Source organism: Rhizobium sp. KNZ2-6A (assembly GCF_056755475.1).
Genome location: NZ_JBNDIC010000001.1, coordinates 128,005 through 140,924 on the forward strand (window position 1 = coordinate 128,005; position 12,920 = coordinate 140,924).

14 protein-coding genes are annotated in these 12,920 nt (G+C 61.6%); 7 read left to right on the forward strand and 7 right to left on the reverse strand.

The window, feature by feature from the left end; translation table 11 throughout:
• On the reverse strand, window positions 1-966 hold the full coding sequence (locus ACPYOP_RS00560) for an IS481 family transposase (RefSeq protein WP_481408449.1): 966 nt from the start codon (window positions 964-966) through the stop codon (window positions 1-3).
• Window positions 967-1,080: 114 nt separating this feature from the next.
• Entirely contained in the window at window positions 1,081-1,350 is a 270-nt protein-coding gene (locus ACPYOP_RS00565; protein ID WP_481408450.1) for a hypothetical protein, read from the reverse strand.
• A 333-nt stretch (window positions 1,351-1,683) separates the two neighbouring features.
• Here ACPYOP_RS00565 and ACPYOP_RS00570 point away from each other — a divergent pair, with 333 nt between their 5' ends.
• The 3 genes from ACPYOP_RS00570 to ACPYOP_RS00580 all read left to right on the forward strand — a co-directional run bounded on the left by ACPYOP_RS00570 (window position 1,684) and on the right by ACPYOP_RS00580 (window position 5,570).
• Complete coding sequence (locus tag ACPYOP_RS00570) at window positions 1,684-2,946, forward strand: flavin monoamine oxidase family protein (RefSeq protein WP_481408451.1); 1,263 nt, start codon at window positions 1,684-1,686, stop codon at window positions 2,944-2,946.
• 190 nt (window positions 2,947-3,136) lie between these two features.
• Entirely contained in the window at window positions 3,137-4,234 is a 1,098-nt protein-coding gene (locus tag ACPYOP_RS00575) for a branched-chain amino acid aminotransferase (RefSeq protein WP_481408452.1), read from the forward strand.
• A gap of 283 nt (window positions 4,235-4,517) precedes the next feature.
• Window positions 4,518-5,570 (forward strand): NAD(P)H-dependent flavin oxidoreductase, encoded by a 1,053-nt coding sequence (locus tag ACPYOP_RS00580; RefSeq protein ID WP_481408453.1) that lies wholly within the window; start codon window positions 4,518-4,520, stop codon window positions 5,568-5,570.
• 68 nt (window positions 5,571-5,638) lie between these two features.
• Here the strand turns inward: ACPYOP_RS00580 and ACPYOP_RS00585 are convergent, their stop codons facing one another.
• From ACPYOP_RS00585 to ACPYOP_RS00595, 3 genes are all read right to left on the reverse strand, one after another.
• Window positions 5,639-5,890, reverse strand: coding sequence for a DUF2312 domain-containing protein (locus tag ACPYOP_RS00585; RefSeq protein WP_015341059.1), 252 nt, complete (start codon window positions 5,888-5,890; stop codon window positions 5,639-5,641).
• A 171-nt stretch (window positions 5,891-6,061) separates the two neighbouring features.
• Window positions 6,062-6,367 carry a DUF1244 domain-containing protein gene (locus tag ACPYOP_RS00590; protein WP_481408454.1) on the reverse strand — a complete coding sequence of 102 codons (306 nt, stop codon included), beginning with the start codon at window positions 6,365-6,367 and terminating at the stop codon, window positions 6,062-6,064.
• A gap of 28 nt (window positions 6,368-6,395) precedes the next feature.
• On the reverse strand, window positions 6,396-7,190 hold the full coding sequence (locus ACPYOP_RS00595; RefSeq protein ID WP_481408455.1) for an N-formylglutamate amidohydrolase: 795 nt from the start codon (window positions 7,188-7,190) through the stop codon (window positions 6,396-6,398).
• 204 nt (window positions 7,191-7,394) lie between these two features.
• On the opposite strand from ACPYOP_RS00595, the gene ACPYOP_RS00600 reads away from it, so the two are divergent.
• From ACPYOP_RS00600 to ACPYOP_RS00615, 4 genes are all read left to right on the forward strand, one after another.
• Window positions 7,395-7,883 carry a DUF1036 domain-containing protein gene (locus ACPYOP_RS00600; protein WP_481408456.1) on the forward strand — a complete coding sequence of 163 codons (489 nt, stop codon included), beginning with the start codon at window positions 7,395-7,397 and terminating at the stop codon, window positions 7,881-7,883.
• Window positions 7,883-9,322 carry a pyruvate kinase gene (gene pyk / locus ACPYOP_RS00605; protein ID WP_481408457.1) on the forward strand — a complete coding sequence of 480 codons (1,440 nt, stop codon included), beginning with the start codon at window positions 7,883-7,885 and terminating at the stop codon, window positions 9,320-9,322. The genes ACPYOP_RS00600 and pyk overlap by 1 nt, the downstream gene beginning before the upstream one ends.
• 128 nt (window positions 9,323-9,450) lie before the next feature.
• On the forward strand, window positions 9,451-10,332 hold the full coding sequence (locus ACPYOP_RS00610; RefSeq protein WP_481408458.1) for an NAD(P)-dependent oxidoreductase: 882 nt from the start codon (window positions 9,451-9,453) through the stop codon (window positions 10,330-10,332).
• Between the two features lie 315 nt (window positions 10,333-10,647).
• Entirely contained in the window at window positions 10,648-11,283 is a 636-nt protein-coding gene (locus tag ACPYOP_RS00615) for a LysE family translocator (RefSeq protein WP_481408459.1), read from the forward strand.
• A gap of 2 nt (window positions 11,284-11,285) precedes the next feature.
• Here the strand turns inward: ACPYOP_RS00615 and ACPYOP_RS00620 are convergent, their stop codons facing one another.
• On the reverse strand, window positions 11,286-12,257 hold the full coding sequence (locus ACPYOP_RS00620) for a threonine ammonia-lyase (protein WP_481408460.1): 972 nt from the start codon (window positions 12,255-12,257) through the stop codon (window positions 11,286-11,288).
• Window positions 12,258-12,346: 89 nt separating this feature from the next.
• The gene (locus ACPYOP_RS00625; RefSeq protein ID WP_481408461.1) at window positions 12,347-12,919 is read right to left on the reverse strand and encodes a DUF4865 family protein; all 573 of its coding nucleotides are present in this window, start codon (window positions 12,917-12,919) and stop codon (window positions 12,347-12,349) included.
• Window position 12,920: the final 1 nt, after the last annotated feature.

The following is a 12,920-nucleotide window of genomic DNA, read 5'->3' on the forward strand; positions in this document are numbered from 1 at the left end:
TTAGGTGTGCGGTCCCGGAATGAGCTGGTGCGGGTTAATTTTGAAGATTGAGTGGTCCTTTGTCCAGGCGTCGCAGATTGCCTGATAGGGTGTTCGCCATCGCAGCGCCTTGAGGTGTTTGGCGAAGTTGTAAGCGGTGACGAAGGCCAGGACATGGGCCTTGAGACTATCCAGATCGTCATAGTGGTAGACCTTGACGGTGGCGTCCTTGATGGTGCGGTTCATCCGCTCGGCTTGGCCATTCGTCCAAGGATGGTAGGGCTTGGTCAGCCGATGCTCGATGCCGTTGGCGATGCAGACACGGTCGAAGATGTGCGGGCCTAGGAAGCGGCGGCTGGGGCCGGTGCGGTTTTTCGGAAGGTCGGCAAAGGCCATGCCGTTGTCGGTAAGCACGGTATGGATCTTGTAAGGGAAGACATCCACCACGTTCCGGAGGAAGGCCGCGCCTTCCATTTTTCCGGCGCAGTCATGGAACTCGACATGGGTGAACTTCGAAACCCGATCGATGGCCAGGAACATGACCAGCTTCCCGTCGGCATGGCGCAGTTCGCAACTGTCGATGTGGACGTAACCGATCTCGTAGCTTTTGAACCGCTTACGCCGCTCCTTGGTTTCCTCGACGGGCAGTCGGGATATGCCGTGGCGTTGCAGGCAGCGGTGCAGCGCACTGCGACTGAGGTGGGGAATGGTATCGCGCAGGCAGCCCAGCACGTCATCCAGTGGCAGCAGCGTCTTCTGCCGGAAAGCTACGACGATGGCTTCCTCAGCCGGTGTCAGCACTGTGCTCTTGGGTGACTTGGGCCCCATCGGCGCATCGGCCGTCGTGGTCCGCTCCCGCCATTTGGCGACGGTCTTCGGGTTCAGGCCGTAGCGGGCGGCAAGGGACCGGGTGCTTTCTTGCGACGCTTGGAGTTCGGCTCGAAGACGCGGCGTCGTGCGGGCGCTGCCGTGAAGAATACTTCCCATAATGCATCCTCTTCCTGACGACTCAGGATCAATGATGCACCATCACACTCGGGGACTACACACCTAGAGCTTTTTCGCTTTTCCTGGAAATGCTCTAATTCGCGGCGGCACCGGTTATGGCTGTCTTTTCGGTGCTGGAGCGGGCTCCGCGACGGGCTGGCTGCTGGTGTCGCTGAGCGTGATGGGACTGCCGACATGGTTCCTTACCGGCGTTGCCGGCGGCATGAGGGTCCATGTGAAATAGGCGATCAGGCCGCAGACACCGAGCAGAAAGACGGTGAGAATCGCCGGAATGGACCATTCTTTGGTGAACATCGGCGTCTGCCGGCGGGACTTGAACGTGGCGCGGCGGCCCGCCGCCGTCTTATTGAGCTGTGTCGGCATCCTTGCCTCCAAAACTAAGTATCCAGGCAGAGTAGGAGCTGAGGACATCAACGGGACGGCGCATGAACTGCGCACCGGCCGTTGTGTTGTTGCGAAGACCCGCTTGCGCATGATCTCTCTCCATTATCTGTCTGGATGAAGCACGTACGACATTCGCCGTTTCAGCTCAATGCGGCAATTTGGTATCGCCGTCGTCGCGCCCGTTTACATGCCGCGTCGAGGTCGGCTACAGATGAAAGCGAGTGCTCGCGCTGGCGGATTGGCGGGCCTCTTATCGTCTATCGTCGCGCGCGGCCGGATCGCTCTCGGGCGCTAGTGCGCAGAGGAATTGGAATGCCCATCGAGTCCTGGAAAGGCGGCGAGGTCGACGTCGCTGTGATCGGCGCCGGAGCCGCCGGTGTGGGCGCTGCCCGGCAATTGCAGCGGCTTCGCCCGGATCTCTCCATCCTATTGCTGGAAGCCTCCGATCGGGTCGGTGGCCGCGCTCGTACCATCCATCCGTTCGGCGCGGATGGAACCGCGCTCGATCTCGGCTGCGGCTGGCTGCATGGCGCGCGAACCAACGCCTGGACCGGGATCGCCGAAGAGGTCGGCTTGACCGTCGATCGCACGCCCGCGCCCTGGAGCGATGGCGGGCATCGGCTTGAGCAGGACGATCCCGAGGTAAAGGCTGCCGGAGCGGCGGTGAACGGATTTTTCGAGCGCGCCTATGCCTATGAAGGCGAGGACGATGCGGATCTTTCGACCCTGGTGGCGCCCGACGATCCATGGAGCGAACGGATTCATGCTGTCGGGGCATTCATGACCGGGGGAGAGCTCGATAAGTCATCCGTGATCGATCTTGGCCGCTATGATCCCGGTCCCGGCCCGGATTGGCGGGTGCGGCAGGGCTACGGAACACTGGTTGCGACCTATGGCCTGCCGGTGCCGACCGTCCTTGGCGTCGAGGTCAGCCGCATCGACCATAGTGGTGCCGGCCATGTCGTGCTTTCCACGAGCAAGGGCGAGCTGCGGGCAAAGGCCGTCATCGTCACGGTCTCCACCAATGTGCTCGCTGCCGAACGCATCGCCTTCTGGCCGCCGCTGCCCGAAAAGATCGAGGCCGCGTCGCGTCTGCCGCTCGGGCTGGCCAACAAGCTCTTCATTCGCATCGCCGACCCCGATATGTTTCCCGACGATACGCATGTCATGGGATCGCAGCACAGCCGCCGGACAGGCGCCTATCAGCTGAAGCCGTTCGGCGCACCTGTCATCGAAGCCTATTTTGCCGGCGATCTTGCGCTTGATCTGGAACGGCAAGGCATGGAGGCGATGTTTGCTTTTTCGGTGGAACAGTTGAAGCGCGTTTTCGGTTCGGATGTCGGCGCGAAACTGTCGCCCCTCATCATATCCGCATGGGCGGGTGAGCGCTTCGTCGGCGGTTCCTATTCCTATGCGAGGCCCGGTGCGTCCGATCTTCGCGGGGTCTTGGCCGCCGCCCGGGACGATCGGTTGTTCTTCGCCGGCGAAGCCTGTTCGAGAGCGCGATATTCGACGGCGCATGGTGCTTATGAGACCGGCGCTGCCGCCGCTGAAGCCGCCGCTAAAGCGCTGTGACAGGAGGTTGAGGAAAGGGGCGCGCCGGTCGCGGGCGGGAAATGGCGATTTGCCCATGAATTTCTGAAAATCACTCTTAAACTTGCGCCGGAACAGGCGTAAACGCAATCAAATACCACCCGATTTGATTTAAACCATCCTTCGGGAGATGGGCGGTGAAAGCCGCGATAAATGAAGCATTGGAGGAGCCATGAGCAACGGCGGCAAACTGACTTTCGACGTCGAGAAAAACTCGACCCCCGCAACGGCCAGCGAGCGCGAAGCGCTGCTGCAAAATCCGGGTTTCGGCCGCATCTTCACCGATCACATGGTGACGATCCGCTATTCGCAGGATCGCGGCTGGCATGGCGCCAAGATCGAGGCGCGCAAGGCGCTGGCTCTCGATCCCGCGACTGTGGTGCTTCACTATGCGCAGGAAATCTTCGAAGGCATGAAGGCCTACCATCTGCCCGATGGCGGTGCGGCACTCTTCCGCCCGAGCGCCAACGCGCGGCGCTTCCACAATTCGGCCGAGCGGCTGGCGATGCCGACTTTGCCTGAGGATATGTTCGTCGAGTCCGTCCGCGAGTTGGTCAAGATCGATCGCGCGTGGATTCCGACCGCCGAGGGATCTTCGCTCTATCTCCGGCCGTTCATGATCGGCACGGAAGTCGCGCTGGGCACAAGGCCCGCGACCGACTACATCTTTTGCGTCATTGCCTCTCCCGTTGCTTCCTTCTTCAAGGGCGGCGGGTCGGCGGTTACGCTTTGGCTTTCCGAGAATTACACGCGCGCGGCTCCCGGCGGCACCGGTGCTGCCAAATGCGGCGGCAATTACGCCGCAAGCCTTTCCGCACTTGCCGAAGGCCAGCGTGAAGGTTGCGATCAGGTCGTCTTCCTCGATGCCGTCGAAAAGCGCTGGATCGAAGAGCTCGGCGGCATGAACATCTTCTTCGTCTTCAAGGACGGCTCGCTGCAGACGCCGCCGCTCGGCGGTACGATCCTGCCGGGCATCACGCGCGACTCGCTGATCAAGCTCGGACGCGACATGGGCCTGACCGTTCGCGAAGAGCCCTATTCGATCGAGCAGTGGCAGGCCGATGTCGAGAGCGGACGCCTGAGCGAAGCCTTCGCCTGCGGCACGGCAGCTGTGGTGACGCCGATCGGCAAGCTGAAGGGCCGCAAGTACGGCTTCACCATCGGCGATGGTGAAGCTGGTGCTACGACCCTGCGCCTGAAGGCCGCGCTGACCGATATCCAGTTCGGCCGCGCGCCCGACAAGCATGAGTGGCTGGACCGCCTGTTCTGAGGGGAAACGCAGATCCGCGTCGGGCTTTAACCGGACTTTGATCGATGCCCGGCGGGAAATGCATATCGGCTCCCCCGCCGGGCTCTGACTTTTGAGATCGCATAGTCACCCGAACCGTCGGAGTTGTTGTGATGACCAATGTCAGTGAACGTCCCGGCGACGAGCCGGGTGCAACGGTGCTGGAGTGAGATCCAGCAACGCTCTCGCCCGATCCTGGGAAAGCGCCGTGCCCGCACCTATGTTGCATTGAGACGGAACAGACACTCCCGAAAGGAAGATGGATATGCCGGCTGCCGCGGACAGCAATCTCTTTCGTCAACTCGGTTTGAAGCACCCGCTGATCGTCGCGCCAATGGCTGGCGGTCCTTCATCGGTGGAGCTCGTGGCGGCTGCGTCGGCTGCGGGCGCGCTCGGTGCCATGGGAGGCGCCTATTCCAATGACGCGGCCATCGAAGCCTTTGCGGACCAGGTGCGCCAGCGAACCGACAAGCCATTTTCGATCAACCTCTTCATTCCACATTCGATCGCCGACGTTGCGGCCGAGCGCGTTCAACGCGCCGTGGAAGCGACCGCTCGCTATCGGCAGGAATTGGAACTGCCTTCGCCGCAGCTTGAGGCTCCCTATGAGGAGGATTTCGACGCGCAGTTCGAAGCTGTTCTACGCGTCAAGCCTGCCTGCTTCAGCTTCGTCTTCGGTCTGCTCTCCACCGACCATGTCCGCGAAGCGAAAAAGGCTGCCATTCCGCTGATCGGCACGGCAACGACGCTTGAGGAGGCGAGGGCTCTGGAAGACAGCGGCGTGGATGCGATCGTGCTGCAGGGTTTCGAAGCGGGTGGGCATCGCGGCATTTTCGATGCCGGGGCAGCGGATCCGGAAATCGGGATGCGCGATCTCCTGGCGCAATGCGTCGGCGTCATCCGTCTGCCGCTGATCGCCGCCGGCGGCATCATGACGTCTGGCGATATTCGGGCCGCGCTGCAGGCGGGCGCGCAGGCCGTCCAGATGGGCACGGCCTTCCTTGCCTGCGCGGAAGCCGGAACATCGGCACCCTATCGCAGGAAGCTTGTCGAAACCTCCGAGCGCAGGACGCGCACGACACGCGCCTTTTCGGGCCGCTTCGCACGCGGCATCGAAAATCGCTTCATGGATGAGATGGACGGGAAGCCGGACGCTATTCTTCCCTTTCCCGCACAAAACAAGTTCACCCGGGACATGCGCGGCGCATCGACGGCAAAGGGATCGCCGGATTTCCTCTCTCTCTGGTCGGGAACCGGCAAGGGCGAACTCTGGCAGGGCAGCACCGCGGAGCTGATCGGTCGCCTTTTCGCAGAGTAACTCGCTCAAAAAGAAAGGAGCCGGCAAGCCGGCTCCCGATCGTCTCGCAAGGCTGATGAGCGCCTTGATTATTCCATGCCGAGCGCAGCCATATAGGTCTGCAGAATGGATTCTTCTTCCAGACGCTCATTCGCGTCTTTCTTGCGAAGGCGGATGATGGTGCGGATCGCCTTGGTGTCGTAGCCGCGGCCCTTGGCTTCGCCCATCACATCCTTGATGTCGCTGCCGATCGCGGCCTTTTCTTCTTCCAGGCGCTCGATGCGCTCGATGAATTGACGCAGTTCCGCCGCAGCCACGTTCTCGACGCTGTTCTCTTCCATGCACTTCTCCTAGTGGGTCTCAAAGGGTCGCTTGCAGCCGGTCGCAATGAGATCGGTGGGGCACCGATACGGCACATCGCTTCACGGCCTGCGCGGGTATTTCGAATTGGATCGGGCAGTTGACGTGCCGCGAATGGCGCGCAAGGTCAAGCCGGATTGGTGAAGGGACGGTTAATCTTTTGGCTTGTTCTGCTCGAAAGCGGCTTTTTGCACAGGCGAGGCTTCTTTCTGGTGCAGGTTTTTCCAATCCTCATAGGGCATGCCGTAGATCATCTCGCGCGACTCGTCCTTGCTGACGGGCAGGCCGGCCTCTTCGGCCGCTTCACGATACCAGTTGGAGAGACAGTTGCGGCAAAAGCCGGCAAGGTTCATCAGGTCGATGTTCTGAACGTCGCCGCGTTCGCGCAGATGTGCCACGAGACGGCGGAAGGCGGCGGCCTCGAGCTCGGTCTCTTGTTCCTTGGTGAGCCTGGTCATCTCTATTCTCCTCGGTTCACTCGCGGCGTCATGCCTTGTAAGGACCGGTGCGCGAAGGGTAGCGTTTATACTCATGCAGAGCCGGATCGGCGTTGATCTCGGCGAAGATCGGTGCCAGCCGGTCGGTCCATTCGGCGATACCGGCTTCATCGCTGATCAGATCCTGCCGGACCTCCAGCAGCGCGTGCGGAATGCCCTTCATCATGCAATGGCGGAACATGGTGTCGTTGCGCAGGGCACCGTCATACGGCTCATTGTCTCCGATAACGAGATTGGTATCGGCACCGAGCTTTGCAAGGAGCGGCACGACGGCGCGATCATCGCTGTCCCAGAGCACGCTCGCATGCCAGGGCCGAGGAACGCCCTTCCATGCCGGCGTGAAGGAGTGCAGCGACAGGACCAGGGGTGCCTTTCCCGTCATGTCGGCCACCGCACAAATCGTCTCGTCGACGGCATTGTGGTAGGGGCGATGGAAGGTTTGGATACGATGGTTCCACTCTTCATCCGTGATCAGATGATTGCCTGGGATGATTGCGCCGTCCGAGATCTTCATGATCAGGGTCGGGTCGTCCTCGCCGCGGTTTGGGTCGATCAGCAGGCGGGAAAAACCGCCGAGCACACCCGGCACATCCAACCTCTCGCAGAGATTGCGGCACAGGTTTTCGATGCCGATATCATAGGCAATGTGGCGGGAGAAGGTGGCTTCCGGCAGGCCGAGGCTGCCATAGCGCTCGGGCAGATGCCGCATGGCGTGATCGCCGAGAATGACCATGCCTTTGTCACGATTGCCGGATATGATTTCGAATGGTCTGAAGTCGGTCATGCGGATTGTCGGTTATCGAAATTTTCAACTCTTTGTTTGATTGCATGTGTGGATGGAAGGTGCAAGGTTTGCAGCTTCGATCGGATGAGGAGCGGCGCGGGGCGTCGTTACCACTCCGTGAAGAAAATATAATCGATTAGAGTTGCGTTGACATTCATGGGATGGCGGCGCAAGAAGACGCAACAACGAATAACCGGGAGCCAATTGGAAGCCGTGTCCAGCCAAGTCGCGCCACGTTTCGTTAAGCGGTCAGGTCCGCTCGCCCGAATCGCCTTCCTCATTCTCGCCGCGGCAGCGCCGTTCTTCCTCATGCCAAATGCGGCTCATGCCGACTTCCGCGTTTGCAACGGCACGCAAAATCTCGTCGGTGTCGCGATCGGCTATCGCGCGAAGGATGGCTGGGTGACGGAGGGATGGTGGCAGGTTCCGGCGACCACCTGCGCCACGCTGATCGAGGGGCCGCTTCAGTCCCGCTATTATTATCTCTACGCAGAAGATGCGGCTCGCGGCGGCCGCTGGACGGGCGACGTCGAAATGTGCGTGGCGGAAAATGAATTCAAAATCCCAGGCGTGAAGGACTGCTACGCTCGTGGCTACCAAAAGATGGGGTTCAAGGAATACGACACGGGGCGTCAGGCGAGCTGGATGGTTCAGCTCTCCGATACCTCGGGCAGCCAAGAAAGCCAGAATTGATGATACGCAACCGCAAAGTCAAAATCCTCGCAACGCTCGGTCCGGCCTCCTCTTCTGAGGAGATGATCCAGAAGCTCCATCAGGCTGGGGCGGACCTGTTCCGCATCAACATGAGCCATGCCAGCCATGATGTGATGCGCACGCTGATCCAGCGTATTCGTGCCGTCGAAGCCCGCTGTGGCCGTCCGATCGGCATTCTCGCCGACTTGCAGGGTCCCAAGCTGCGCGTCGGCAAATTTGCCGAAGGCAAGGTCGATCTCAAGCCCGGCCAGACGTTTACGCTCGACAATCAGGATACGCCTGGCGACAACACGCGCGTGTTCCTGCCGCATCCTGAAATCCTGGAATCGGTCCAGCCCGGCCATCGCCTGCTGATCGACGATGGCAAGCTGGCGCTGCGTGCCGAGAAGTGCGATGGCAAGAGCATCGTCACAACGGTCATTTCGGGCTCGAAGATTTCGGACCGCAAGGGCGTCAGCCTGCCCGATACGCTGCTCGGCGTCGGTGCGCTGACCGACAAGGACCGCGTCGACCTCGATGCCGTTCTCGCCACCAACGAAGTCGATTGGGTAGCGCTCTCCTTCATTCAGCGCCCCGAAGACCTGATTGAGGTCCGCAAGATCTCCCATGGCCGCGTCGGCCTGATGTCGAAGATCGAGAAGCCGCAGGCCGTCGAGCGCATCGAGGAAATCATCGAGCTTTCCGACGCGCTGATGGTGGCCCGTGGCGACCTCGGCGTTGAAATGCCGCTGGAGGCCGTTCCCGGCATTCAGAAGCAGCTGATCCGCGCCTGCCGCCGCTCCGGCAAGCCGGTGGTCGTCGCCACGCAGATGCTGGAATCGATGATCTCCGCGCCCGTTCCGACCCGCGCCGAAGTCTCCGACGTTGCGACCGCCGTTTTCGAAGGCGCCGATGCCGTCATGCTCTCGGCGGAATCCGCCTCCGGTGACTATCCGGTCGAAGCCGTCTCCATGATGGCCTCGATCGCCGGCACCATCGAGCGCGAGCCGCATTATCCGGGCATCATCTATGCCCAGCGCGCCCTTCCCGAAGCGACCGGCGCCGATGCGATCTCGCTCGCCGCCCGCCAGATCGCCGAAACGCTGAAGCTCGCCGCCATCGTCTGCTACACCTCGTCGGGCACGACAGGCCTGCGTGCCTCGCGCGAGCGCCCGCAGGTTCCGATCCTGGCGCTGTCGCCGATCATCCAGACGGCGCGTCGCCTCTCCGTCGTATGGGGCATGCATTGTGTGGTCACGCATGATGCGACCGATCTCGACGACATGGTCAACAATGCCTGCCGCATCGTTGCCGAAGAAGGCTTCGGCAAGCCGGGCGACCGCATCATCATTTCGGCCGGCGTGCCGCTCGGTACGCCCGGCGCCACCAACATGCTGCGCATTGCCTATATCGGTTCGGACGGCCAGTCCGGCGTGTGATTGCCGACATCCGAGCCGGCAGCACCCTGAAATATCCGAAACCCGCTGTCGAAAGACGGCGGGTTTTTTCTTGTAGCCGAAGCGCCTGCGATCCCCCTGAGCAGGCGGATTGAGAAGGAGATATGCCAATGAAAGTCGGATTTATCGGATTGGGTCACATGGGCAGCGCCATGGCGGTCAATCTCGTCAAGGCTGGGCATGAGGTGACGGTCTATAATCGCTCGCGGGACAAGGCAGAGGCTCTGGCCGGCGAGGGCGCGAAAGTTGCCGGAACGGTGGCGGAGGCTTGCGGCGGTGAGGCCGTCTTCACCATGCTTGCCCATGACGATGCGCTGTCGGCCGTCGTTCACGGCGATGGCGGCGTCCTTGCGAGCCTTGGCAAGGGTGCGGTTCATATCTCCGCGAGCACGATCAGCGTTGCCATGTCCGAACGGCTGACCGGGGAACATGCCGCCGCTGGCCAGCGCTTCGTTGCCGCACCCGTCTTCGGCCGTCCGGAAGCTGCCGCCGCGGCAAAGCTTTTCGTTGCTGCAGCGGGTTCGCCCGATGCCATCCAGTCAGTCGCGCCGCTCTTCGAGGCGATTGGTCAACGTACTTTCGTGCTGGGCGAGGAGCCGAAGGCCGCCAATCTCGTCAAGCTCAGCGGCAATTTCCTCATCGCCGCCGTCATCGAGTCGCTCGGTGAAGCCATGGCGTTGGTGGAGAAGGGCGGTGTCGACCGGCATGCTTATCTCGATCTGCTGACATCGACGCTCTTCAACGCGCCTGTGTACAAGACCTATGGCGGGCTGATCGCCGATCGCAAGTTCCAGCCGGCCGGCTTCACCGCACCGCTCGGGCAGAAGGATGTTCGGTTGGCACTGGCTGCCGGCGAGGCGCTCAATGTGCCGTTGCCATTGGCGAGCCTGCTGCGTGATCGCTTCCTGACCCTGCTTGCCCATGGCGGCGAGGAGCTGGACTGGTCGGCCATCGGGGCGCTGGCTGCGAAGGATGCGGGATTGGTGGGGTAAATCGGGGCGTCCCATCGACGTTCGAGTTTGTGGAGCACCCCCCTCTGTCACTATCGTGACATCTCCCCCACAAGGGGGGAGATCGTTAGGAGCCTGCTGCCCGTTCTTCCCAAATCGATAAACAGCAGATTCTGCGAACTCAATGTTCATTTGAAGACCATCGGTGCCGCGAGCTACCAATCTCCCCCCTTGTGGGGGAGATGTCGCGGCAGCGACAGAGGGGGGTATCAGAGGTGCGGCAGACTGGAAGCAAGCAGACACTTGCTAACCACCCCACCACATGCAAACCTCCCTTACTTCAAGAGGAGGGACCCCATGCATCTCACCACATTGCTCGCCTTTGCCGCCGTTTCCTTTATCGGTATTGCGACGCCGGGGCCGACCGTGCTTCTGGCGCTGACCAATGGTTCGCGTTTCGGGGTCAGGCGCGCCTTGCCAGGCATGGTCGGCGCGGTGCTGTCCGATGTCGTCCTGATCAGCGCCGTCACCATCGGCCTTGGTGCCCTGCTTGCGGCTTCCGAATTCTGGTTCTCGGCCCTGAAATGGGTGGGTGCAGCCTATCTCGCCTTTCTCGGCATCATGATGCTGCGTTCGAAGGGGAGCATCGACGGCGCGTTGCAGGCGAGCGCGAGCCAGCCGAAGGGCACGGCCTTTGCCATTGGCCTCAAGAGCTTCATGGTCGCCGTCACCAATCCCAAGGGCTATCTCTTCTTCTCGGCCTTCCTGCCGCAGTTCATCGATCCCTCCGCGCCGCAGCTGCAGCAATATGTGGTTCTTGGCGCGATCTTTGCTGCGCTCGATTTCACGATCATGTTCGGCTATGCGGTGTTCGGCTCGCAGGCCGTTCGTGTTCTGAAATCGGAAGGGGCGAAATGGCTCGAGCGCGCCTGTGGCGGCGCGCTGCTGGCTCTTGCCGGCTCGCTGGCGCTTTATCGTCGCGCCGTGAACTAAGGTTATTGACGGCTCAGTGCCGCCTCGAAAACTTCTTGGTCGACATTGCCGCCCGACGTGACGGCGATCACCGTATCGCCGTCGATATCTTTGTTATGGAAGAGTGCCGCAGCCAGCGCGACGGCGCCGCCCGGTTCCACGACGATCTTCAGCCGAGTGAAGGCGAGCGCCATGGCTTTTTGTGCCTCTTCATCCGTGACAACTAGGCCGGGTCCGCAAAGGCGTTTCATGATCGGAAAAGTGATGTTGCCCGGCTGCGGGCTGATGATGGCATCACAGATCGAGCCTTGCAGCGCGGCATTGCGTTCGATCTTGCCCGAGGCGAGCGAACGGGCGGTGTCGTCGAAATTTTCCGGTTCGCACGGGCGCACCTTGAAGCCCGGCGCGCGGGATTCGAGCGCCAGTGCGATACCCGAGGTCAGCCCGCCACCACCACAGGGAACCAGTACGCTCGCAGCCTCGATGCCTTCTTCGGCCGCCTGTTCGGCGATCTCCAGTCCCGTCGTTCCCTGGCCGGCGATCACCTGCGGTTCGTCGAAGGGCTTGATGAGCGTCAGGTTACGCTCCTTTGAGATTCGCGCGCCGATCCCATCGCGATCTTCCTTGACGCGATCATAGAGCACGACTTCGGCGCCGAAGGCGCGGGTATTGGCGATCTTCAGCTTTGGAGCGTCCGTCGGCATGATGATGACCGAGGGGATGCCGTGCAGCTTTGCTGCCAGCGCAACGCCCTGCGCATGGTTGCCGGACGAGAAGGCAATGACGCCTCGCGAACGCACGGCCGGCTCCAGCGCCGAGACCGCCGACCAGCCGCCGCGAAACTTGAAGGAGCCGGAATGCTGCAGGCATTCGGCTTTCACGAACAGGGGGCGCCCGGCAATCTCATCGAGAAAGGGCGAGGAGAGAAGCGGCGTGCGCCGAGCCCGGCCGCCGAGGCGAGTGCGGGCGGCTTCGATCATTGCGATATCGACCATGGAGGGATCACTCTTCTGATTTAGAAAGGTTTTCCATCCATAAAGCGCGCCGCTTTCCTTTGAAACAAGGAGATTGTCTCCGTGACACTTCAGGCAGCGCCAGGCAGCGAGAGATGCCCGACATTATAGCTCTGCAGACCGGATCGAGCCGGATGTTTGGGCGGCTCGGCCAAGAGGCGGAAGCGCACGAGCGTCCAAGAGGTCGGCTCGAAAGCCACGACCGAGGCGAGGGCGCCGCCATTCGATATGGATTGTGCTGCGGTTTCGGTCTCGTTCGCGCGGAGTTCGGCAAGCGAGGTTTCGGCGTCGATTGCGACCACCTCACGCGCGGCGAAGCCGGCGCTGCGGATATCCGCCGATGTATCGGCGTGCCAGACGATCCATGTGTTGACCCGGGGGCGGCCGAAGCTCTCGGTCAAGGCCACGAAGCCGGGGCCGCAGACGAAGTCGCTCATGCCTTCCTCCTGCTGCCAGACGTAAAAGGGAGCGTAGAGATTTTCCCGGCTTCCCGTCATCACATCGCCCTTTCTCGCTGTGAGATAGGCCTTGAACTTCAGGCCCGGGAGATTGTCGAGCAGGGGACCCTTGTCGCGGATGCGGCGATCGATAATCGCCATGTCGTAATCCGCGGGAAGGGGAAAGTTATACTGCATGGCGATCATT